At 68.4% G+C, this 22,236-nt stretch carries 24 protein-coding genes and 1 tRNA gene; 16 read left to right on the plus strand and 9 right to left on the minus strand.

Translation table 11 applies throughout. From position 1 onward, the window contains the following. Window positions 1–196: 196 nt before the first annotated feature. Entirely contained in the window at window positions 197–877 is a 681-nt protein-coding gene (locus tag G6016_RS05995; protein ID WP_182631774.1) for a vitamin K epoxide reductase family protein, read from the plus strand. A gap of 36 nt (window positions 878–913) precedes the next feature. On the opposite strand, the gene G6016_RS06000 is transcribed toward G6016_RS05995, so the two are convergent. Beyond that, window positions 914–1,549 (minus strand): TetR family transcriptional regulator, encoded by a 636-nt coding sequence (locus G6016_RS06000; protein WP_338403537.1) that lies wholly within the window; start codon window positions 1,547–1,549, stop codon window positions 914–916. A 156-nt stretch (window positions 1,550–1,705) separates the two neighbouring features. Between G6016_RS06000 and G6016_RS06005 the strand changes: the two genes are divergently transcribed. Then, window positions 1,706–2,275, plus strand: coding sequence for an HdeD family acid-resistance protein (locus G6016_RS06005; RefSeq protein WP_182631776.1), 570 nt, complete (start codon window positions 1,706–1,708; stop codon window positions 2,273–2,275). Window positions 2,276–2,365: 90 nt separating this feature from the next. Here G6016_RS06005 and G6016_RS06010 read toward each other — a convergent pair whose 3' ends face one another. Next, complete coding sequence (locus G6016_RS06010; RefSeq protein ID WP_182631795.1) at window positions 2,366–3,037, minus strand: TetR/AcrR family transcriptional regulator; 672 nt, start codon at window positions 3,035–3,037, stop codon at window positions 2,366–2,368. A 292-nt stretch (window positions 3,038–3,329) separates the two neighbouring features. Between G6016_RS06010 and G6016_RS06015 the strand changes: the two genes are divergently transcribed. Continuing rightward, complete coding sequence (locus tag G6016_RS06015; RefSeq protein WP_182631777.1) at window positions 3,330–5,177, plus strand: FAD-dependent oxidoreductase; 1,848 nt, start codon at window positions 3,330–3,332, stop codon at window positions 5,175–5,177. 232 nt (window positions 5,178–5,409) lie between these two features. Then, window positions 5,410–5,481 (plus strand) — tRNA-Gln (locus G6016_RS06020). 285 nt (window positions 5,482–5,766) lie between these two features. Here G6016_RS06020 and G6016_RS06025 read toward each other — a convergent pair. From G6016_RS06025 to G6016_RS06040, 4 genes are all read right to left on the minus strand, one after another. Further along, window positions 5,767–6,015 carry a type II toxin-antitoxin system HicB family antitoxin gene (locus G6016_RS06025; RefSeq protein ID WP_241729825.1) on the minus strand — a complete coding sequence of 83 codons (249 nt, stop codon included), beginning with the start codon at window positions 6,013–6,015 and terminating at the stop codon, window positions 5,767–5,769. After that, window positions 6,015–6,206 carry a toxin HicA gene (locus G6016_RS06030; RefSeq protein WP_206682288.1) on the minus strand — a complete coding sequence of 64 codons (192 nt, stop codon included), beginning with the start codon at window positions 6,204–6,206 and terminating at the stop codon, window positions 6,015–6,017. Before G6016_RS06030 ends, G6016_RS06025 begins: the two co-directional genes overlap by 1 nt. Window positions 6,207–6,306: 100 nt before the next feature. Next, a complete protein-coding gene (locus G6016_RS06035) occupies window positions 6,307–7,095 on the minus strand; it encodes an Ltp family lipoprotein (RefSeq protein WP_182631778.1) in 789 nt (262 codons plus the stop codon). 132 nt (window positions 7,096–7,227) lie between these two features. Beyond that, complete coding sequence (locus G6016_RS06040; RefSeq protein ID WP_182631779.1) at window positions 7,228–7,395, minus strand: hypothetical protein; 168 nt, start codon at window positions 7,393–7,395, stop codon at window positions 7,228–7,230. Window positions 7,396–7,684: 289 nt separating this feature from the next. On the opposite strand from G6016_RS06040, the gene G6016_RS06045 reads away from it, so the two are divergent. Together G6016_RS06045 and G6016_RS06050 are read left to right on the plus strand one after the other, a co-directional pair. Next, the gene (locus G6016_RS06045) at window positions 7,685–9,229 is read left to right on the plus strand and encodes a TLP1 C-terminal extension domain-containing protein (RefSeq protein WP_182631780.1); all 1,545 of its coding nucleotides are present in this window, start codon (window positions 7,685–7,687) and stop codon (window positions 9,227–9,229) included. A 91-nt stretch (window positions 9,230–9,320) separates the two neighbouring features. Beyond that, a complete protein-coding gene (locus G6016_RS06050; protein ID WP_182631781.1) occupies window positions 9,321–9,932 on the plus strand; it encodes a flavodoxin family protein in 612 nt (203 codons plus the stop codon). A 28-nt stretch (window positions 9,933–9,960) separates the two neighbouring features. Here the strand turns inward: G6016_RS06050 and G6016_RS06055 are convergent, their stop codons facing one another. Continuing rightward, complete coding sequence (locus tag G6016_RS06055; RefSeq protein WP_182631782.1) at window positions 9,961–11,253, minus strand: MFS transporter; 1,293 nt, start codon at window positions 11,251–11,253, stop codon at window positions 9,961–9,963. A gap of 171 nt (window positions 11,254–11,424) precedes the next feature. Between G6016_RS06055 and glmU the strand changes: the two genes are divergently transcribed. From glmU to G6016_RS06080, 5 genes are all read left to right on the plus strand, one after another. Further along, window positions 11,425–12,906 carry a bifunctional UDP-N-acetylglucosamine diphosphorylase/glucosamine-1-phosphate N-acetyltransferase GlmU gene (gene glmU / locus G6016_RS06060; protein WP_182631783.1) on the plus strand — a complete coding sequence of 494 codons (1,482 nt, stop codon included), beginning with the start codon at window positions 11,425–11,427 and terminating at the stop codon, window positions 12,904–12,906. Next, window positions 12,903–13,880: a ribose-phosphate diphosphokinase gene (locus tag G6016_RS06065; RefSeq protein ID WP_182631784.1), complete on the plus strand. Its 978-nt coding sequence runs from the start codon at window positions 12,903–12,905 to the stop codon at window positions 13,878–13,880. The genes glmU and G6016_RS06065 overlap by 4 nt, the downstream gene beginning before the upstream one ends. 11 nt (window positions 13,881–13,891) lie before the next feature. Next, window positions 13,892–14,233: an arsenate reductase (glutaredoxin) gene (arsC, locus tag G6016_RS06070; RefSeq protein WP_182631785.1), complete on the plus strand. Its 342-nt coding sequence runs from the start codon at window positions 13,892–13,894 to the stop codon at window positions 14,231–14,233. 4 nt (window positions 14,234–14,237) lie between these two features. Continuing rightward, complete coding sequence (locus tag G6016_RS06075; protein ID WP_182631786.1) at window positions 14,238–14,894, plus strand: phosphoribosylanthranilate isomerase; 657 nt, start codon at window positions 14,238–14,240, stop codon at window positions 14,892–14,894. A 211-nt stretch (window positions 14,895–15,105) separates the two neighbouring features. After that, entirely contained in the window at window positions 15,106–15,735 is a 630-nt protein-coding gene (locus G6016_RS06080) for a 50S ribosomal protein L25/general stress protein Ctc (protein ID WP_182631787.1), read from the plus strand. Window positions 15,736–15,878: 143 nt separating this feature from the next. On the opposite strand, the gene G6016_RS06085 is transcribed toward G6016_RS06080, so the two are convergent. Beyond that, window positions 15,879–16,496: a LysE family transporter gene (locus G6016_RS06085; protein ID WP_182631788.1), complete on the minus strand. Its 618-nt coding sequence runs from the start codon at window positions 16,494–16,496 to the stop codon at window positions 15,879–15,881. A gap of 70 nt (window positions 16,497–16,566) precedes the next feature. On the opposite strand from G6016_RS06085, the gene G6016_RS06090 reads away from it, so the two are divergent. The 3 genes from G6016_RS06090 (at window position 16,567) to G6016_RS06100 (ending at window position 18,746) form a co-directional block, all read left to right on the plus strand. Then, a complete protein-coding gene (locus G6016_RS06090) occupies window positions 16,567–17,481 on the plus strand; it encodes a LysR family transcriptional regulator ArgP (RefSeq protein WP_182631789.1) in 915 nt (304 codons plus the stop codon). A gap of 121 nt (window positions 17,482–17,602) precedes the next feature. After that, a complete protein-coding gene (gene pth, locus G6016_RS06095) occupies window positions 17,603–18,211 on the plus strand; it encodes an aminoacyl-tRNA hydrolase (protein WP_182631790.1) in 609 nt (202 codons plus the stop codon). A gap of 76 nt (window positions 18,212–18,287) precedes the next feature. Beyond that, on the plus strand, window positions 18,288–18,746 hold the full coding sequence (locus tag G6016_RS06100) for a DUF1990 family protein (RefSeq protein ID WP_182631791.1): 459 nt from the start codon (window positions 18,288–18,290) through the stop codon (window positions 18,744–18,746). Window positions 18,747–18,816: 70 nt separating this feature from the next. Here G6016_RS06100 and G6016_RS06105 read toward each other — a convergent pair whose 3' ends face one another. After that, entirely contained in the window at window positions 18,817–19,515 is a 699-nt protein-coding gene (locus G6016_RS06105; protein ID WP_182631792.1) for a 5'-nucleotidase C-terminal domain-containing protein, read from the minus strand. A gap of 220 nt (window positions 19,516–19,735) precedes the next feature. On the opposite strand from G6016_RS06105, the gene G6016_RS06110 reads away from it, so the two are divergent. Further along, the gene (locus G6016_RS06110; RefSeq protein WP_182631793.1) at window positions 19,736–21,415 is read left to right on the plus strand and encodes a peptide chain release factor 3; all 1,680 of its coding nucleotides are present in this window, start codon (window positions 19,736–19,738) and stop codon (window positions 21,413–21,415) included. A 265-nt stretch (window positions 21,416–21,680) separates the two neighbouring features. After that, window positions 21,681–22,236: LLM class flavin-dependent oxidoreductase (locus tag G6016_RS06115; RefSeq protein WP_182631794.1), on the plus strand; the 556-nt coding region annotated here is incomplete at its 3' end.

The raw sequence follows: 22,236 nt of genomic DNA on the forward strand, positions 1-22,236 counted from the left end.
GCCCCTCAGACGCTTCGGCCGCGGCTCCGTTCGACCGGGCATCGGGCGCACCGGCGGCGGTGCTCTGGTCGGTGGCAGTGGTGGACACGCGTGTTCGGCCTCCGGGTGAGAATCGATGCTCGGGAATGGTGCTCGGGATACCCCGCGCTCGGGATCTCTCAGTCTAGAGGCGGCGGCGCGGCGGTAACCTGTGCGCATGCGCGAAACTGCAGACGCCGGGACCGTCGACCACGCCGGAGACGACGCCGTGTTTGACGACGACGAGCGCTCCGGCTCCCCCGACATCGGCGCGCGGGTCTTCACCGACCGGTGGATCGGCGTCCTGCTGACCGTCCTCTCGGCCGTGGCGCTGGTCGCGTCGTTCGAGCTCAGCCTCGACAAGATCCGGCTGCTGGAGAACCCGGACTACACCCCGGCCTGCAACTTCTCCATCCTGATGAGCTGCAAGAGCGTCATCAACTCCGAGCAGGGCGCGGTGTTCGGCTTCCCCAACCCGTACCTCGGGCTGATCGGATTCACGATTCTGGTGACGGTCGGCGTCGCCGCGGCCTCGCGCGTGGCGTTCCCGCGCTGGTACTGGGTCGGCGCGCTGCTCGGTCTGACGTTCGCGGTCGGGTTCGTGCACTGGCTGGCGTTCCAGTCGATCTTCGTCATCCAGGTGCTGTGCCCGTGGTGCATGGTCGTGTGGGCCACCACCGTGCCGATGTTCTGGTACACGCTGCTGCACGTGCTGGGCAAGCTCACCCCCGCCGGCTGGGTGCGGGCGCTGCAGCGGTGGCACCTGGTGCCGGTCGTGGTCTGGTACCTGGCTATCGCGGGGATCATCCTGTGGGCGTTCTGGGACTTCTACTGGGCGGACTTCTTCGCCAACCTCTGATCGGCTCGGCTGGACGGCTGCCCGGGAACGCGGCGGCTACCCGGCCGCGCCGTCGATGAGGTGGATCATCGCCCTGGCGTGCATCGCGAACAGGGCGTCCACGTCCACTTCGCCGAACTGCGCCGCGAGGAAGATCCCGTCGCCGCCGGCGAACGCGTAGACCGCAAGCTCCTCCGCCATTTCGGGTGACAGGCCGGGCCGCATGTCCAGCAGTTGCGCCGCGAGGGAATCGGTCGCCTCGACCCGAAGCCGCAGGTAGAGCTCGCGGGCCGCCGTCTCCACCGGCCGCTTCTCCAGCGCGAGCATCAGACCCAGCCGGATGAAGTCGGGCGACTCCGACAGCGTCGCCGCCACGCCCCGGCACAGCGAGACCACCCGGTCCGGCATCGACTCCCCCGACGCCCGCGTGACCTTGGCCAACCACAGTTCGACGCCCTCTTCCACGACCGCGGCCAGCAGCGCGTCCTTGTCTTTGAAATGCCAGTAGATCGAGCTGGCCGGCAGGCCGCTGGCCTTGCTCACCTTGGCGATCGAGGTGCCCTCGTATCCGCGTTCGCCGGCCACCGCCGCCGCGGCCTCGATGATCTTCCGACGCGACTGCCTGCCGTTCGCGCGCGTGCGCCGGGCCGACGTTGTCGTCGTCGTCCCGTCTTGGTTTTTCTCGTTACCCACGGCACCCTCCTCGCTCCTGGACGGCTGCTCCATGGCCCCTCCCGGAGTGTCTCTCGCCTCATTTACCTTGCCACGGTCACTACGCCAAGCTTACCGTAGTGACCATTCCAATAATGGGGTTCGCGGAACGCGCCCCCGGGACCTAGGAGATGTCCAATGTTTGAGACCCTCACCCGCAACTGGTGGATCCAACTGATCCGCGGCGCCCTCGCCCTCGCCCTGGGCGTGACCGCGCTGATCGCGCCGAGCACGAGCATGATGCTCGCGACGTTCCTGGTCGCCGCCTTCGCGATCGGTGACGGCGCGATGACCGTCACCGCCGGAATCGGGATCGACGACGACGACACCGGCCGCGCCCGCGGCGTCCTGATCGGCACCGGCGCCGCCTTCATCGCGTTGGGCCTGGTCGTTCTGTTCTGGTCGGGGATCCCCGTGGCCGTTCTCGTGGCGCTGTTCGCGGTGTGGCTGATCGCGTCCGGCGCGCTGCTGGCCTACGGCGCCAGGGAACTGCGTCCGCAGATCCCCGCGGCCGGGAGCATGATCGCGGTGGGCATCGCCGTGGCCGTGATCGGTCTGGCCCTGCTCGTCGTGGGGCCGTCGGCCGTGGATGCGGTGCTGCCGTTCGCCGGATGGTTCGGCGTGGTCGTGGGCCTGATCCTGGGCACGGTGTCGCTGCGACTGCGTCGCGATTCGCGGGCACTTCCGGAGCAGGCGCTGGTGGCCTGAGGCGCGCCGATTCCGCGCACCGGCCCCGGACCCGCCCTACTCAGGGCCGGCCGGGGCCGCTCTCATTGCGGTCGACCGGGGCCGCCATATTCAGGGCTGGCCGGGGCCGGGTCGCATGTCGCGGCCGGCCGACCCACCCTCCGGGTGGCTGCCCTCCGAGTACTTCTGCATGACGGTGTCCTCGAGGCACGGGGTGGGATCCAGGTGCGACAGCCCGTTGAAGCAGAGGTTGACGATGTGCGCGGCCACGTCCTCCTTGGGCGGGGTCCGCACGTCGAGCCACCACTGGGCCGTGCCGGAGACCATGCCGACCAGCGCCTGGGCGTAGACGATCGTCGTGGCGGGGTCGAACCCGCGGGCCGAGAACTCCTCCTCGAGGATGTAGGTCACGCTCGAGGTGGCGTCGTTGAGCAGGGTCGAGTACGAACCGCCGCCCGCCGGTGACGACTCGCGCACGAGGATGCGGAAGCCGTCCGTGCGTTCCTCCACGTAGCGCAGCAGGGCCATCGCGGCGCTCTCGATCCGGCGGCGCGAGCCCTCCCCCTCCAGCGACTCCGTGATCTCGGCGCCGAGATAGGCGAGCTCGCGGTCACACACGACCGCATACAGCCCTTCCTTCCCGCCGAAATGCTCGTAGACGACGGGCTTCGAGACGCCGGCGACGGCGGCGATCTCCTCGACGGTGGCCGCGTCGTAGCCGTATTCGGCAAAGATCCGACGGCCCACCTCGATCAACTGCTGGCGCCGCTCGGCGGCCGGCATCCTGGTGCGCGGCGCAGGCGCGGACCCGCTCGCAGGTGACTCGCCTCGTGCCGGTGAAGCGTCCGACTGATCTGTCATGTGATTCGGCCTCCCTCGGTGGAAAACCCTAGTCGGGCCCGCCGGGCACTGCCGAGTCGTCTCGCGCCGGGGCCCCGCCGTAGCGCTACAGAACCCCCGCCGCGCACCTCTGCCCCCACCCCCGAAAGGGCGGCTTCCCACATTTTCGGACAGATTCGGCCTAAAGTAGTTGATACATCAGCAAACAGTCAGGTTCGATTTCAGGAGGGGCATCATGGTTGCTCGTCAGCCCGGACACAAGGGAACGATCGGCACCGGCGCAGAACTCGGCGCACCGGAGAAGGCGGACATCGTCGTCATCGGTTCGGGAGGTGCCGGATTAACCGCCGCCCTTACGGCCGCCAAGAACGGATCCGGCGTCGTCGTCGTCGAATCTCTTGAGATCGTCGGCGGCGCCACCGGCGTCTCGGCCGGCGCCGGCTGGTTCCCGGCCCACGGATACTCCACCAAGGAACTCGGCATCGAGGACTCCCTCGACGAGGCCCGTACCTACATCTACGGCAACGGCCGCGACCAGACGCTGGACCACGAGGTGATCGAGACCTTCCTGCAGAAGGGCCCTGAGGTCGCGCGATACATCGAGGGCAACACCAAGTTCGGCTGGATCCCGGTGATCTGGCCCGACTACCACTCGGACATCCCCGGCGCCTCCGTGGGCCGCGCCCTGTTCCCGGGGCCCTACAATGCCGAGGGCCTGGGCGAGGCCGCCCAGTACGTGCGCCCCGCGCTGACCTCGGGCATGGCCAAGAACCCGATGCCGTTCTGGGCGCTGGCCGGACTCAAGACCGACGCCTCCTGGATGGCGGGCCCCGCCCTCGTCGGCGCGTTGCTCGAGGCAGGCCTGGAGGCCGGCGTCGAGGTCCGTACCGAGACCCCCGCCGAGCGGCTCCTCATCGAGGACGGCGCTGTGACCGGCCTCATCGTCTCGATCGACGGCACCGAGCACACGATCCGCGCCACCAACGGTGTGATCATCGCCTCCGGCGGCTTCGAGACCTCCGACGAACTGGCCACCGAGTACCTCGACGGCCCGCTGGGCACCCACGTCTCCCCCAAGGGCCACAAGGGCATCGCGGTGCAGCTGGCCAAGGAGATCGACGCCGAGCTCACCACCATGGACGCCGCCTGGTGGATGCCGGGCGTGCAGATCCCCGGCGAGACCCTCGACGGTGTCCCGTTCGCGCGGCTCCTGCTGGGCGAGAGGTCACTGCCGCATTCGATCGTCGTGAACTCCGCCGGCAAGCGCTTCGCCAACGAGGCCGCCTCCTACGACCAGTTCGGTGGCGCCATGCGTGCGGACAACGAGGCCGGCGGCACCAACGACCCCGCCTACTTCGTCTTTGACCAGAATTTCTGGGAGAAGTACGGCCTGTTCGGTGCGCTCCCCGGTGGCGAGGTGCCCGAGTACATCCACCAGGCACCCACGCTGGCCGAGCTCGCCCGGCAGCTCGGCGTGGACGAGGTCGGCCTGCTCCGGACGGTCGACGAGTTCAACCCGGAGGCCGCCCAGGGCCGCGACCCGTGGTTCGGCCGCGGTGAGGCGCTGTTCGACCGCTACTTCGGCGACTACAAGCCGTTCCTCGGCAAGCTGTCCACCGGCTCGCTGTTCCCGGCCGCCACGATGAAGGCGCAGCTCGGCCTGGCGCAGGCCATCGGCCCGGTCGTGAACTTCGCCGCGAAGCGCGTTGCCAAGCGCAACGACTCCGAGGCGGTCCGGAAGGCGCTCGTCGGCCCGCTGTCGAAGTTCATGCGGCCGGTGCTCAAGTCGCCGCGCTCGTCCACGCTCGGCCCGCTGAACAAGGCCCCGTACTACGCGGTGAAGGTCCACGCCTCGGCGCTGGGCACCGTCGGCGGCCCGGTCACCGACGCCAGCGGTCGCGTGATCACCAAGGCCGGCCAGGTCGTGCCGGGTCTGTACTCGGCGGGCAACGCCGGTGGCGCCCCCACCCAGGGCTTCTACGCCGGCGCCGGCGGCACCATCTCGCTCGGCCTGGTGTTCGGCCACCTGGCCGGCAAGACCGCGGCGGCCACGTCTGTCGCCTCCGACGCGGCCGGGAAGTAACCCCCGGCGGCTGGCTCGGCCTGCCCGATCGACTGGCCCGATCGAGTGGCCCGACCGGCTGAGTCTCACAACTGAAAACACACCCGCGCCGGGTCACCGTTGGTGGCCCGGCGCGGCGTCGTGTGGGCCCTGTTCTTGGGGACGACGACGACAACACCTCGCCAGCGCGCAGGTTCAAATCGGCCGCCGGTCACTGATGTGCCAGACTAGTGACGGCTCGCGCGCGGGCCGTTCCCCCGTGGTGTAATCGGCAACACTCCTGATTTTGGTTCAGGCATTCCAGGTTCGAGTCCTGGCGGGGGAGCGACCAACGAAAATGGCATGTGGTCTGCGGCAGCACCCATGACAACACAGGGGTCGATTATGCCGATTTCAGCACCACCGTAGCCAGCCCTGTAGCCACCCGGACCAGTGCCGATGGACTATCTTGAGCCGAAAAATCCGGGTTTCAGCGTCTCCCTCGACCGGATCAGGCGGAGAGAAGTTTTTGTGCGCGTTGGAAGCTGACGCCCAGCACATTGCCGATGTCACGAACCGTCAATCCGTCTCCAGACAGCGACTGCGCTGCGCACCGCATCGCTCTGCTCGCCTATTCCTGAGTGCGCCGCGCGTGCTCGGTGAGCTCACGGGCCCGATCGGCCATGTCGCGGTGAGGCACGTTGGCGAAAATCTCAACGTCAAGCGCGTCCGGGTCGATTCCTTCGAGGAGTTCTGCGGCGTCGCGCACCATGTCCACAATCTGGTCGAGCCGACGAACCTGCGTGAAGAGGCCGTCAATTTCGGGGACCTCGACAGCCCACCAACCCTCGGAGCGGGTGGCGTTTGCAGTGACTTTCATCAGTTCATCCCCAGTTGCTCGTAAATGGCCCTGGTGGTCAGCTCGTTGATCTCGGCATGACGGCCAATGACAGTCCGGCGGTCGCCGAGGGTGACCTTGGCGTAGTTACCACCCTCGATCAAGGTGAGCTCCAGCCCGTTCACTTCTGCGTAATTCTTGATCGTCTCGAGGATCTCCTTACGCATAGCCATCAGTTAAGTCTCCCAATGGCGACAATTGCTAGTCTATCGCCAGCTACTATCGGCCCGGGGACGGACGGAACGCACAGCTCGGGCAGAACCCTGCTCTCGATCAGAAGAGTTGGTCAGCCGCATACTGCGCCTGGTCCGGGGTGTATCCGTCGAACGTCAACTGGTCGATCAGACCCTGGCGGGAGAACCCCATCATCTCGAGGTAGAGCTCTCCCGATTTAACGGCTTGCTCATTCCAGTCGGCCTCGACGGCATCGACTGCGTACTGCGCTGCCTCAGGACTGTACTGCTCGAATTCGAGTTGATTGATCAATCCCTGGCGGGAGAACGCCATGGTCATAAGGTACATTTCCGCCGACCGCACCGCGTTCTGAAACTCACGCGGCACCTCGTCAGCCTCCGGCTCCGGTTCCGGGGCGGGTCCGGGTGCAGGCTCGGGCGCCGGTTCCGCCTCGGCCTCGGGGGCCGGTGCACGCGCGGGGTCGGCACGGCGCGTGAGCCTGGATGCCGATTCCGGATCAGCTGATGGCGAATCCGGAGCAGCCGGCACACTGGTGGTGGACGGTGAACTGGTAGTGGCCTCGTCGTCGTCACCACCGACAAGAGCGGAACACATGCCGAGCAGAAACAGCACAGCGACGATGATCAACAGCCACTTGAGCCAGCCGCCCTTCTTCTTCGGCGGCTGGCCCCCGGGGTCGCCACCGAAGGGTTGGTCGCCGAACGGCTGGCCAGCGTAGGACTGACCGCCGTACGGCTGGCCGGGGTGGGGCTGGCCTGGGTGGGGCTGGCCGGGGTTCGGACCGCCACCGAAGGGCTGTCCGCCCTGCTGGGGGTCGGGGTACGCGGACTGACGCTGGTCGGGCGTCCAAGGACCGGGATTGGTCATGGTAGAGCCTTCCTTAGAATGTGAAGGCACTTATATCAGCGGACTACGACACACCACCCTCGACCAGCGATAACGGCGTGACAAGCGCACCCACTCCGTTTGGTCATCAGTGACGGCTCATCGTGTGGGCCGTCAGATCCCGCCGTTGATTGCCACCGCCAGCACGAGCAGGATGATCCCCAGAATCGCGAGGATCGCAAGCAATGGCTGCCGACTCCGCCGAGGCGACTCCTTCATTTCCTCGTCGGGTCGAAAGTCCTGCTCCCAGCGGTCGCCACCGGGCTCGTTCCGTCCGGCCATAAGTAGTGCTCCTTAAGTATTCCCGTAAGCCTTCAGCGGCCGTGGGGCCGGCGATCCCGCATTGCCGTCGGCCCGCAGACCCGTCCTCATGATCCTCAGCATCTCCCGACCCTTGCGCAAGCGGTGGCGGAAGCGAGATTCCTGACGCGATGGCCACGTCGATCTCCGCCGATCACACAGCACCCGGGGTGAGGAAAACTCCGAGGAACAATTCACCGGCCGGGCAGTGCTCGGGGATGATCGGTCGGACACGCGGGTAACAGAGCAGACGCGCGACGAGAGGTGGCCCATGAACGCAAGCCCCGGAAGCACGCCGGTGATCGTCGGTGTGGGGCAGGTGTCCGACCCCTTGGACTCCCCCGACTACCGGTGCTGGTCATCCGTCGAGCTGGCGGCTGCGGCGGGCCGTGCGGCGATCCAGGACGCAGCCGGCTCGGGGAGCGAAGTGGCGGCCGCGATCGACGTGCTCGCAGGCATCCGCCCGTTCGAGATGTCCGGGCCGATGCAGCCGCCACTCGGTGGCGCCGCCAACTATCCGCGTGCCATCGCCAGAAAGATCGGAATAGACCCGCCCCACGCCGTGCTGGAAATGGTGGGCGGCCAGAGTCCGCAGCACCTGGTCACCGAGTCCAGCACCCGGATCGCCCGCGGCGAGTTCGATGCCGTGCTGATCACCGGCGGCGAGGCCCTGTCGACGCAAGCGCATTTCCTCGGTCGCGACGACCGCCCGGACTTCACCGATCACACCGGCGGCCAGATCGATGACCGCGGCGCCGGGTGGGACTACTACCTCGATGACAACCTGCTCGCCCACGAACTGTTCACCGCTCCGGCCGCCTACGCGCTCATCGACACTGCCAGGCGCGCTGCGCTCGGCATAGACCCGGCTGCCTATCGTCGCGAGATCGGCGAGCTCTTCTCCCCGTTTACCGAGGTGGCCGCAACCAATCCGCTCGCCGCCGTGCAGCGAGGGGGCACTGCCGACGAGCTGGCGTCGATCACGGTCGACAACCGCCTGATCTGGGACCCCTACCCGCGTCGCACGATCGCAAGGGAGAAGGTCAACCTCGGCGCGGCTGTCCTGATCATGTCGACCGACGCGGCGCGGGCTGCCGGGGTTCCGCGGGAGAAGTGGATATTCCTACACGGACACGCCGACGTCACCGATATCCCGCTGCTAGAACGCCCCCGGCTCGACCTCGGCAACGCCGCCGTTGACGCGGTGTCGGTGGCGCTCGAGTCGGCCGACGTCGGCGTGGACGAGGTGACGACCTTCGACCTGTACAGCTGCTTCGCCGCGCCGGTGTTCGCTGTCCTCGACGGACTCGGGCTCCACGCCGACGACCCGCGCCGTTTCACCGTCACCGGTGGCCTGCCCTTCTTCGGCGGACCGGGCAACAACTATTCGACCCACGCGATCGCCGAGACGGTCGCGGCCCTTCGTTCAGCTGGCGATGGCTTCGGATTGGTCGGGGCCAACGGCGGAATCCTCGACAAGTACTCGGTCGGGATCTACTCCCCTGCCCCGAAAGCCTGGCGCGGTACCGACAAGGACGCCGCTCGTGGCCCAGCGTCGACTACACACACCCGACTACCGGTCGTTCGTCACGCGGACGGTCGCGCACGCATCGATTCGTACACGGTGCACCACGGATCCGAGGGCCCGGACCGCGGAATCATGATCGGCTCCTTGCGCGGGGATGGCTCGCGGTTCCTGGCGTACCTGTCCGAGGAGTTGTGCGAGCTCTCAGTCGGCGAGGAACTGGTTGGCCTCGATGTCGTGGTGCGAGCTGACGGACCGAGAAACGTGGCGGACATCGCCAGCCGCAACTGACCTCCAGGGCAGTTATGCATGCGACAGTTATCGCCACTGCACACACTGCGACCGGTTGTGACTCGGTGATCGAGCTCCTACCGTGCGCCGCATGGGCACCGATCTGAAGGCACTTGCTCTTGTCTGCTCGCTCAAGGCGTCGCCCGCAGCATCCAGCAGCGAACTCATCGCCCGGCAGATTCTCGCCGAACTCGCCGGTCACCGGGTCGCCGGAGACAGTGTGCGCGTCGCCGACCACGCGGTGCTCCCCGGCGTTGACGACGACATGGGCCCCGGCGACGACTGGCCCGCGATCCTCGACAAGATCCGCGCGGCCGACATCCTGGTGCTGGCCACACCCACCTGGCTGGGTAACCCGTCCAGCATCGCGCAGCGAGTACTCGAGCGGCTGGACGCGCAATTGTCCGCCACCGACGACGAGGGCAGGCCGGCCATGTTCGGAAAGGTTGCCGTGGTGGCGGTTGTGGGAAACGAGGACGGCGCGCACAAGATCGTCGCCGACATGTTCCAGGGACTCAATGACATCGGATTCACCATCCCCGCGCAGGGCTGCACCTATTGGAACAACGAGGCCATGAACCCGGTCGACTACCAGGATCTCGACGAGACGCCGAAGGCAGTGGCCTCGACCAACGCCACTTCGGCGGCCAATGCGGCACATCTGGCGCGCCTGCTCCGCGGAGACATATACCCGGCAGTGTGACGAGCAGCCACCGCGGCGAGCGGTCGGCTCACCCCTTGCTCCCCCGCTCCACCGCACTGCGAACGGTGTAGCGCAGGAACGCGGGGAAGGCGACGGCACAGATCACCACGCCGATCACCACCAGCACGCCACCGCCGGACGCGGCAACCGCCGTGCCCACAGAGGCGGCGGCCACACCGTGGGCGACATCGCCGATCCGGGGCCCGCCGGCAACCACCACGATGAACACACCCTGCAGTCGGCCGCGCATCTCATCGGTCGCCGAGTCCAGCAGGATCGCCTGGCGGAAGGCCGCCGAGATCATGTCGACGGCACCGCCGAACGCCAGCGCGGCCAGCGCCAGCCACAGCCACAACGCCGACCCGCCGGGCGAGGCGGCGGCCACGAAGATGCCGAACGCGACCATCGCCAGGCCCCACAACGCCACACACACCAGCACCGCCAGGCCCTGGCGCCGAACTCGCGGAATCCAGCCGGAGAACACCCCGCCCAGCACGGCGCCGACACTCATGGCGGCGAACAACATGCCCAGCGCGGTGCCACCGCTGATCGGATCGCCGAACGATTCGGTGGCGATCTGCGGGAACAGTGCGCGCGGCATGCCAAAGACCATCGCAATGATGTCCACGAGGAACGAGGCAAGCAGGATGCGGCGGGTGGCGAGGTAGGTGAACCCCTCGATCACCGACCGCAGGCCCATCGACGGTCGCGTGCCGGTGACGGGCTGCGGCGGGAGTCGGAACACGGCGTACAGGGTCGCGAGCAGCGCGATCGAGTCCAGCAGGTACAGAGTCTCGAGTCCCAGCACCGGGATGAGGATGCCGGCGGACACCGGCCCGACGATCGCGCCGAACTGCATCACCGTCATATTGAGCGCGGCGGCGGAGGCCAGCTGATCGGACGGCACCAGCTTGGGCAGAATCGCCTGCCGGGTGGGCTGGTTGATCGCGAAGAACGCCTGCTGCACGGCGAGCAGGATCATGACCAGCCACACGTTCTGGTTCCCGGCGGCGGCCTGGAGCCAAAACAACACGGCAGTGACGATCAGGCCGGTCGTGGTCAGCATCAGCAGTTTGCGACGATCCAGCGCGTCGGCCAGTGCCCCACCCCAGAGCCCGAACACGATGAGCGGCACCAGAGCGAACACGCCGGTCAGGCCGACGTAGGCGGAGCTGCGGGTGATCTCGAACACCTGCTGCGGGACGGCGACGATCGACAGCTGCGCGCCGATCACGGTCACGATGTTGGCGATCCACAGCCTGCGGAAATGCGGTTCGCGGAGTGGCCTCGTGTCCGCGAGTTGCCGTCTGAACACTGACACGACCAAGGACGCTACCCCTCGGGGTGGACCATCGCGTCGGACCCACGGTCTATCCTGACTGCCTGCCGCCCGAACGTGGTGCAATGGTGCGGCACACGCATGACTGTTGCAGGCTGACTTGAGCGCTATCCATCACCGACCACTGGGCACCGCCATGCCCGAGGAGAACTGATGACGACACCCCCCACCGATCGCTCGGAAACCGCGGTCATCATCCTGGCCGCCGGGTCGGGCACCCGGATGAAGAGCGATACCCCCAAGATGCTGCACCGTGTGTGCGGGCGGACGATGCTCGGTCACGCCTTGCACGCGGCGGCCGGGATCGAGCCGGATTCGATCGTCGTGGTGGTGGGTCACCAGCGCGAGTTGGTGTCGGCCGCGGTGCACGAGCTCGCCGCCGATCTGGGGGTGCCGGTGTCCACGGCGGTCCAGGAGCAGCAGAACGGGACGGGCGATGCGGTCGCCGCCGGCATGGCGGGCCTGCCGGAGGGATTTTCGGGGACGGTGCTGGTCACCACGTCCGACATCCCGCTTCTCGACGCGGCCACGCTGCGCGAGGTCGTCACGCGCCACGACATGCGGCCGCGCGCGGCGGTCACCGTGTTGACCTCGACGGCGCCCGACCCCACGGGGTACGGCCGAATCGTCAGGAACGACGACGGCGAGGTGTTGCGCATCGTCGAGCACAAGGACGCCAACGACGACGAAAAGGCCATCACCGAGGTCAACTCGGGCATCTACGCGTTCGATGGCCAGGTCCTGCGTGACAAGCTCGGTGAGCTCAGCACCGATAACTCGCAGGGCGAGTTGTACCTGACCGATGTCATCCAGTTGGCCCGCCGCTCGAACGGGCTCATCCGCGGGCATCGTCTCGAGGACGCCGACCAGGTGGCCGGTGTCAACGACCGTGTGCAGCTGGCCGCGTTGTCGGCGGAGATGAACCGGCGGTTGTGCGATTCCGCGATGCGGGCCGGCGCCACGATCGTCGATCCGTCGAGCACGTGGGTCGATGTGGACGTCACGATCGGTCGGGATGTCACGATCCTGCCGGGCACCCACCTGACGGGGAAGACGGAGATCGCTGACGGCGCGACCATCGGCCCGGACACCACGCTGCAGGACACCACGGTCGGGGCTGGCGCGACGGTCATCCGCACGCATGCCAAGGGCGCGACCATCGGGGCCGGTGCCGAGGTCGGACCGTTCGCCTACCTCCGGCCGGAGGCCGATCTGGGCCAGTCCAGCAAGATCGGCACCTTCGTCGAAGTCAAGAAGTCCACCGTCGGGGCGCACACGAAGGTCCCTCATCTGACCTATGTCGGTGACGCCACGATCGGCGAGCACACCAATATCGGGGCATCGAGTGTCTTCGTCAATTACGACGGAGTGAACAAGAGCCGTACAGTGATCGGCGATCATTGTCGTACGGGCTCCGACACGATGTTCGTGGCACCGGTGACAGTCGGCGACGGCGCCTACTCTGGCGCCGGTACCGTGATCAAGGACGACGTCCCGCCGGGAGCTCTCGCGGTGTCCGGCGGACGACAGAGGAACATCGACGACTGGGTGATCCAGAACCGGCCGGATTCCGGCTCGGCCGCGGCCGCCCTTCGTACCCGGAACAACCCCCAGAAGGACGGGCGCACGCAGTGAGCGAGTGGATCGACAACCAGAAGAATCTGATGCTTTTCGCGGGGCGCGCGCATCCTGAGCTCGCAGAGCAGGTTGCCGCCGAGCTGGGTGTCGAGGTCACCCCTCAGACCGCCCGCGACTTCGCGAACGGCGAGATCTTCGTCAGGTTCGAGGAATCCGTCCGAGGCTGCGACGCCTTCGTGATGCAGAGTGCCCCGGCTCCGCTGAACAAGTGGATCATGGAGCAGCTCATCATGATCGACGCGCTCAAGCGCGGCAGCGCCAAGCGCATCACGGCCGTGCTGCCGTTCTACCCGTACGCCCGCCAGGACAAGAAGCACCGTGGCCGCGAGCCCATCTCGGCCCGCCTCATCGCGGACCTGCTCAAGACCGCGGGCGCCGACCGGATCATCACGGTCGACCTGCACACCGATCAGATCCAGGGCTTCTTCGACGGCCCGGTCGACCACATGCACGCCCAGGGCCAGCTGTCGGACTACGTGCGCGAGCACTACGGCACGGACAACATCGTGGTCGTCTCCCCCGACGCCGGCCGCGTCAAGGTGGGCGAGAAGTGGGCCGACGCCCTGGACGGTGCCCCGCTGGCCTTCGTCCACAAGACCCGCGATCCCAACGTGCCCAACCAGGTCAAGTCCAACCGCGTCGTCGGTGACGTCGAGGGCCGCACCTGCGTCCTCATGGACGACATGATCGACACCGGCGGCACCATCGCCGGCGCCGTCCGGGTGCTCAAGGACGCCGGTGCGGGCGATGTCATCATCGCCACCACCCACGGCATCTTCTCCGACCCGGCCGCCGAGCGCCTCGCCAACTGTGGCGCGAAGGAGGTCATCACCACCGACACGCTGCCGATCCCGCCGGAGAAGCGGTTCGACAACCTCACCGTGCTGTCCATCGCGCCGCTGCTGGCCCGGACGATCCACGAGGTCTTCGAGAACGGCTCGGTGACCAGCCTGTTCAACGGGTCGGCCTAGGTAGCGCCGCGATGGACGCCACGATCTACCACAACCCCCGCTGCTCGAAGTCCCGGCAGGCGCTGGAACTGCTGCGCGAGCGGGGCGTGGAGCCCACGATCATCAAGTACCTCGACACCCCGCCCACGGTGGAGGAGCTGCGCACGCTCATCTCCGATTCCGGATTGACGGTCCGCCAGGCGGTGCGGGTCAAGGAGGCCGAGTTCACCGAGCTCGGCCTCCTCGAGGCCTCCGATGACGAGCTGCTGGCCGCGATGGTCGCCCATCCCCGGCTCATCGAGCGGCCGTTTGTCGTGACCGACAAGGGCACCCGCATGGCCCGCCCGACCGCCGCCGTCGAGGAGATTCTCTGACGCCATGAGAGCCAAGATCTGCGGGATCCGTAATGAGAGCGATCTGCGGATCGCTCTCGATGCCGGGGCGGACGCCATCGGCCTGATCTGCGGTATCAATCACCGCAGTGAGGACGAGGTGACCCCCGAGGTGGCCCGGCAGCTGACCGCCGCTGCTCCCCCGTTCGTCTCGACCGTCCTGGTGACCCACCGGGACACCCCGGAGAGCATTCTCGACCTGGCGGACCAGACCGGGGTCAACACGATCCAGGTGCACGGGATCGTCACCCTCGACACTCTCAAGGCGGTCCACGCCGCCGCCGGTAGCCGGAAGGTCCTGCGGGCGGTCCACGTCTCCGGAGAAGAGGCCATCGCCGACGCGCTCGAGTCCGCAGCTCACTGCGACGGACTCCTGCTGGATTCGCGGTCAAAGGATCGCCTCGGTGGCACCGGCAAGACCCACGATTGGTCGATCAGTCGGCGCATCGTCGAGGCGGTCGCGGAGATCGGGACGCCGGTGATCCTCGCCGGCGGTCTGAACCCCGGGAACGTGGGCGCCGCCGCCGAGAAGGTCGGCCCGTTCGGCGTGGACGTCAACAGTGGCGTCGACGATGCGAACGGCGACAAGTCGCCCACCCTGTGCCGGGACTTCGTCCGCAACGCCGCCCGCACACGCGACTGACCCCACACCGGGCCCCCACACCCGGCGCTCACACCGAGCCCCACGCCGGATTTGGGCGTCGGAGCCGACCGGCGGTAGGCTTACCAGGTCATCTCGGCGAGGGAGGGCCACCCGGCCACTCCGTTATCGACGCGATCACCTCAAGCGGGAGTATTTCCGTGGGGACTCGCATCGCGCCGGGGCCGGAAATACTCAACCAGAGGTTCTCAGCGTGTCTGATCAGAACAAGCTCACCGCCACCGTCCGTACCGAGTTCGGTAAGGGCTCCGCCCGCCGCGCCCGCCGCGACTTCAAGGTCCCGGCCGTGCTGTACGGCCACAAGACCGAGCCCCGCCACCTGCTGCTCGGCTCGCTCGAGTTCGCGGCCATCCTGCGTCACTCCGGCACCAACGCCCTGCTGACCCTCGACATCGAGGGCGAGGAGCAGCTCGCTCTGCCCAAGCAGATCGACGTGCACCCGCTGACCCGCGTCATCGAGCACACCGACCTGCTCGTCGTGAAGAAGGGCGAGAAGGTCGTCGTGGAGATCTACGTCGCCGTCACCGGCGACGCCGCTCCGGGCACCCTGGTCACCGTCGACGCCGACTACATCGAGATCGAGGTCGAGGCCACCCACATCCCCGAAGAGTTCGAGGTTTCCATCGAGGACGCCGAGGCCGGCACCCAGATCACCGCCGCCGACGTCAAGCTGCCCGCCGGTGCCGAGCTGATCTCCGACCCGGAGCTCCTGCTCGTCAACGTCATCGAGGCGCCGACCGAGACCGACCTCGAGTCCGACGAGGAAGAGGCCCCCGAGGGCGAAGCCGCCGAGGACGCCGCCAAGGCTGCCGAGGAGGAGTGAGCCTCCCGCGCGTGACACACGCGCCCGCAGCCTGACCGGCTGCCTCACCGGACTCGGGCCCGGCACGACATTCACGTCGTGCCGGGCCCGCCCGCATTTGCGTGCACCTCTGCGCGCCTGTGGCACACCTCGTCCGGCCCGGCTCAGCCGCGAATGAGGCCCACCGCGAGCACGAGCATCATCACCGCGATCGCGGCATCGAGCACCCGCCACGCCCCCGGACGCGAGAACAGGCCACGCAGTGCCTTACCGCCGAAGCCGATCAGCGAGAACCAGACGATCCCGGCAAGGAAGGCACCGGCCGCGAACACCCACCGCAGATCGCCGCCCTGCTGGTTGGCGAGCGTGCCCAGGAACACCACCGAGTCGAGGTAGGCGTGTGGATTGAGCCAGGTGAACGCAGCGCACGCGGCCACCGCGCCCATCGTGGACGGGATGCGCGCATCACCGCCGGCCTCCAGTCCCTGGCCGGGACGGACCGCCCGGTAGGCCGCGAACCCGCCGTAGGCCAGAAGGAAGACGACGCCGATCCAGGTCATCACCGAGATCGCCCCGGGCGCGCTCTCCACCAGGGCACCCACCCCGATCACGCCGAGCAGGATGAGGGCGGCTTCGGAGGCGACGCAGAACGCGACGATCGGCGCCATGCGCACATCGCCACGGATGGATTGTTGGAGGACGTAGGCGTTCTGTGCGCCGACGGCGACGATGAGGCCAAGCCCCATGCCGGCGCCCATGAGAAGTGTGGAAGTAGTGCTCACGTAGAGCCACGCTAGGACCGCCAACAACAGTAGTGCCACTACTGTTATTCACGTAGCATCAGTTGAACTTATGAGCGCACTTCATCTGGATCAGCTCCGCACCCTCGCCGCCGTGGTGGACCTAGGGTCGTTCGAGGCCGCCGCCGCGCACCTGCACATCACCCAGTCCGCGGTGTCCCAGCGGATCCGGGCGATGGAGGAGGCCGCAGGCCGGATTCTGGTGCGACGCGAGCGCCCGATCGTGGCCACCGAGTCCGGCGAGGTGGTGCTGCGCACGGCACGGCAGATGCTGCACCTGGAGGAGTCGCTCGCCGGGGAACTCGGCGCCGATCGCGACGGGACCGGCGCCGCACAGGAGCACGTGACACTCGCCGTCGCCTGCAACTCGGATTCATTGGCCACCTGGTTCCTCGACGCCATGACGGAGGTCCATTCGGCGGGCCACCGGGTGTTCGACCTGCGCCGCGAGGACGAGTCCCTCTCCATCGAACTGCTGCGCCGGGGTGAGGTGATGGCGGCAGTCACCAGCGAGTCCCGGCCGGTACAGGGCTGCCGCGCCCTCCCGTTGGGCTCGATGCGATACGTTCCCTGCGCAAGCCCGGGATTCGTGGCGCGGCACCTGCGTGGAGACGACACCTCCCCCACCGCCGCCCTGGGCCGCGCCCCGATCGTCGACTTCGACCGCAGCGACGCCCACCAGAACCACTACTACCGCCGCCTGACCCGCCGCCAACCGACCGGGCCGCGGCACTACATCCCGAGCACCCACGACCACGCGCGCGCGATCGTCGCCGGCCTGGGCTGGGGCCTGATCCCCGAGCAACTGGCCACGCCGTGGCTCGTGTCCGGGGAGATCGTGGACGTCTTCCCCGACCGCCCGCTGGACGTCCCCCTGTTCTGGCAGCACTGGAAACTGCAGTCGCCGGACCTCGACGCCCTGACCGCCGCAGTCCTGGACACCGCCCGCGCTGAGCTGCGGACCTGACCGCCGGCGCCACCCGGGAGGTACGCGCCCTGTCTGCACACCAACCGGGGTCCGCGTCCGGGGGCCGGGGCCGGGCCCGGGCGCGCGTCCGCATCGGAGTTCTGGGCACGCATCTGGGATCATGGGCGCCGTGACTACCGCTGACCCCGCCGGCCCCGCACTCATCATCGGCCTGGCCAATCCCGGCCCCGACTACGAAGGCACCCGCCACAACATCGGCTGGGACGTCCTGCAGGAACTCGCCTCCCGCGCCCTGCCCATGCCGGCGAGCTTCAGCACGCACAAGAAGACCAACTGCGAGATCGCCCAGACGCGCCTGGCCGGCAAGCCGGTCGTGCTGGCGCGCCCGCGCAGCTACATGAACCTCTCCGGCGGCCCCACCGCGGCGGTCGCCAAGTACTTCTCGGTCACGCCGACCGACATCATCGCGATCCACGACGAGATCGACATCGACTTCGGCCAGGTCCGCCTCAAACGCGGCGGCGGCGAGGGCGGCCACAACGGCCTGCGCTCACTCTCGCAGTCACTGGGCACCCGCGACTACCTGCGCGTCCGCGCCGGTGTGGGCCGCCCGCCCGGCCGGATGACGGTCGCCGACTTCGTGCTCAAGCGCTTCTCCAAGCTCGAGCAGCCGGACGTGCCATTCCTCGTCCAGGACGCCGCCGACGCCGTCGAACTGCTCCTGCAGCACGGCCTGGAAATCGCGCAGAACCAGGTCCACTCCGCGTGACGCCGGCCCGTGCGGTGAACGTTCGCGCGGTGGGGTCCCCCGCGCACACCGGTCGGCCCGCCGGGTGGCGGCACACGTGAGCAGGACACGGCGATTCACGCGGTCCGCCGACCTGGGATTCGGCGCCGACCTGTACGACCGCGCGAGTCGGGCACTGATGAACTGGGACGTCCATCGTGGGGCTGGCCTCGTCGTCGTCGTGACCGGCCCCGCCACCCCGGGCCGGGCCGTGACCCTCCGCCCCCGGTCGGGCCCCGCGGCGTGGCTGGGACTGTCCGCGCCGTGCGAGGTCACCGACGTTTTTTACGACGACGACGGCGTCGCCCGCGGCTTCACCTACCGGGCCCTGCCCGGACACCCGGAGCGCGGCTGGGAGACCTTCGTGGTGAGCCGCGACCCTGTGACCGACGCTGTCCGCCTGACCATCTCGGCCGAGTCGTCGCACGCCACGGTCCTCGCGTGGTTGGGCGCACCGATCGCGCGCGCCGAACAGGACCGCATCACGCGCCGCTACCTCGACGCGCTGCGCGACTGACACCACCGCGCCCCCACCGTCCGCAACGTTGGGGGTGCGGCGCGTCAGGCGGTGATTTGCCCTCGGGTTATCAGGCCACCGTGACCGGGACCGGGATGACGGTGCCCGTGTCGGTGGTGACGATCAGCGCGGTCTCACCGGCCGGGGTGCCGGCGGGGATCGTCACGTCGATCACCACGTGCCCGTCCAGCGGGGTGTGGTGACCGGCCGGACCGAACGTGGTGTTGTCCACGCCGGACACCGCGGTGAAGGTACCGAGGTCGGCGCCGCCGAGGGTGACGTCGACGGCCCCCGTGGTGGGCGCGCCCAGCGAGGTCAGGTCCAGGTCGGAGAGGTCGAGCGTGACCAGCGTGTTGGCGAAGGGCAGGACGCCGTTAGTCTCGGCGAGGGTGATGTTGCCGTTCTCGCCGGCCGGGTCGTTGCGCAGCTCGTCGCGCAGGCCGCCCGGGTTCATGAAGCCGATGTCGGCGCCGCCGCGCTCCTCCACCGCCTCGACGAGGAACTGGCCGACCAGGTTGCCGAGGGTCGACTCGGACAGTCGGTCGTCACGCTCGCCGCCGGAGTGCGCGGTGGTGATGTCCGCGGTCACCGTGCCGATGGACTGGGAGCCGACGACCTCGGCCTCGGCGAGGGTCTCATCGACGATCTTCTTGACCTCGGAGACGACCGGGTTGTTCAAATCGGCGTCCGTGGCCTCGCCCGGGACCTCGACGTTCTCCTGCGTGTGGCCGGTGACATCGCCGGTTTCGGGATCGACCTCCAGGACCACGCGGCCGATGAGGTCACCGTAGGAACCAGCACCAGCGGGTCGGCCTCCTCGCCGAACCCCTCGACAGCCAGGTCGACGCCGTTCACGTGAACGCTCGTGGTTATGGTCGACACGCTACGCCGCCACCCCTCCCCACCTGCCCGGATTGGGCGCGGCACCCGGCACGGACGTACCCTGATACGACGACGACGAGGGCCGTCGTCTGCCGGGAGGAGATCGTGTGACCGAGACCGTAGAGGACTCCGGGACCGCCGCACCGAACAACGGATCGGATGCGGAGACCGCCGGGGACGTCTCGAACGAGGTCTCGCGCCGACGGACCTTCGCCGTGATCGCCCATCCCGATGCCGGTAAGTCGACCCTGACCGAGGCCCTCGCCCTGCACGCCCGCGTGATCAACGAGGCCGGCGCGGTGCACGGCAAGTCCGGTCGCCGCTCCACCGTCTCGGACTGGATGGAGATGGAGAAGGCCCGCGGCATCTCCGTCAGCTCGACCGCTCTGCAGTTCACGTACGCACCCGAGGGGCACGATCCCAACGACGAGCCGTTTGTCATCAACCTCGTCGACACCCCCGGCCACGCCGACTTCTCCGAGGACACCTACCGCGTTCTCACCGCCGTCGACGCGGCCGTGATGCTCATCGATGCCGCGAAGGGTCTCGAGCCGCAGACCCTGAAGCTGTTCCAGGTGTGTAAGCACAACGGCCTGCCGATCATCACGGTGATCAACAAGTGGGACCGCCCCGGCCAGGCACCGCTGGAATTGTTGGACGAGATCACCGAGCAGATCGGGCTCGTGCCCACTCCCCTGTTCATGCCGGTCGGCATCGCGGGCGACTACCGCGGACTGCTGCGTCGCGGCGAGGACGGCTCACCCGAGGAGTACGTCCACTTCACCCGCACCGCCGGCGGCTCGACCATCGCCCCGGAGGAGATCTACGACCCGGCCGCCGCTCTCGAGCGCGAGGGCGATGTGTGGGAAACCGCCGTCGAGGAGTCCGAGCTCCTGTCGGCGATGGGCCAGGACCACGACCAGGAGCTGTACCTGGCCGGCGAGACCAGCCCGGTGATCTTCGCCTCGGCGATGCTCAACTTCGGCGTGCACCAGATCCTCGACGCCCTCGTCGAGTTGGCGCCGCCCCCGCGCGAGTGGCCCACCGAGTCCGGCGACCCCCGCCAGACGACCGACCCGTTCTCGGCGGTGGTGTTCAAGGTGCAGGCCGGCATGGACGCCGCACACCGCGACCGCCTGGCGTTCATGCGCGTGGTCTCGGGCGAGTTCGAGCGCGGCATGGTCACCACCCACGCGCAGACCGGCAAGCCGTTCACCACCAAGTACGCGTTGACCGTGTTCGGCCGCGACCGCTCCACCGTCGAGACCGCCTACCCGGGCGACGTGGTGGGCCTGGTCAACGCCACCGGCCTCGCGCCCGGAGACACCCTGTTCACCGGCAAGAAGGTCAAGTTCCCGCCGATCCCGCAGTTCGCCCCCGAGTTCTTCGCGGTGGTGCGCGCGCAGTCGCTGGGCAAGTACAAGCAGTTCCGCAAGGCGATCGACCAGCTCGCCGCCGAGGGCGTGGTGCAGATCCTGCGCAACGACGCTCGCGGCGACGCCAACCCCGTCATGGCGGCGGTCGGTCCCATGCAGTTCGAGGTGGTCACCGCGCGCATGAAGGCGGAGTTCAACGTCGAGGTGATCGTCGACAACCTGCCTTACTCGATCGCCCGCCGCACGGACGCCGAGTCCGCCGATGAGCTGGGCCGCCAGCGCGGAGTCGAGGTCTTCACCCGCACCGACGGCGAACTCCTGGCCCTGTTCGGCGACAAGTGGCGCCTGCAGTACATCTCCAAGGAAATGGACCACCTCACCATCGAGCCGCTGGTCGCCGACACCAACTAGCCCCCAGCACCGGGCACGGCCCAGATCCCGGGACAGCGGCGCCACGCCCACACCCAGCACCGGGCCCTGGCCTTGCCCCCGCACCACTCCCACACCCGGCCACCGCCGTACCTCCAGCGGATGGTCGCGATTGCTGCGGACATGGTCGCCACCACTGCGCCAACACACCGCTCCGGCCGCAGTGATGACGACCATCTGCCACGCCGCCGCCGACCACCCCCGCAAGGTTGGCGCCCACGACCCGACTGCGGGCATCCTGGGAGCCATGTCAACAGGCAGCTCCTCCTCCGCATCCCCGTCCGTCTCCCTCCGCGTATTCGTCGAGCCCCAGCAGGGCGGCACGTATGACGACCAGCTCGCCGTGGCCCGCGCCGCCGAGGACCTCGGCTACGAGGCCTTCTTCCGGTCGGATCACTACCTGAAGATGGGCGGCGTCACCGGGATGCCCGGCCCGACCGATGCGTGGTTGACGCTGGCCGGCCTGGCCCGCGAGACCTCGACCATCCGGCTCGGCACCCTGCTGACCTCGGTCACCTTCCGCCACCCCGGCCCGCTGGCCATCTCCATGGCCCAGGTCGACCAGATGTCCGGAGGCCGCCTCGACATCGGACTCGGCGCCGGCTGGTACCAGGACGAGCACACCGCCTACGGCATCCCCTTCCCGCCGCTCGGCGAGCGCTTTGACCTGCTCGAAGACACCCTCGGCGCGCTCGAGCAGTTCTGGACCACACCCGCCGGCGAGACCGTCACCTTCGAGGGCAAGCGGCTGAAGATGACCGACTCCCCCGCGCTGCCCAAGCCCACGCAGCAGCGCCCGCCGG

This window comes from Dietzia aerolata, assembly GCF_014144865.1.
Lineage (GTDB): Bacteria > Actinomycetota > Actinomycetes > Mycobacteriales > Mycobacteriaceae > Dietzia > Dietzia aerolata.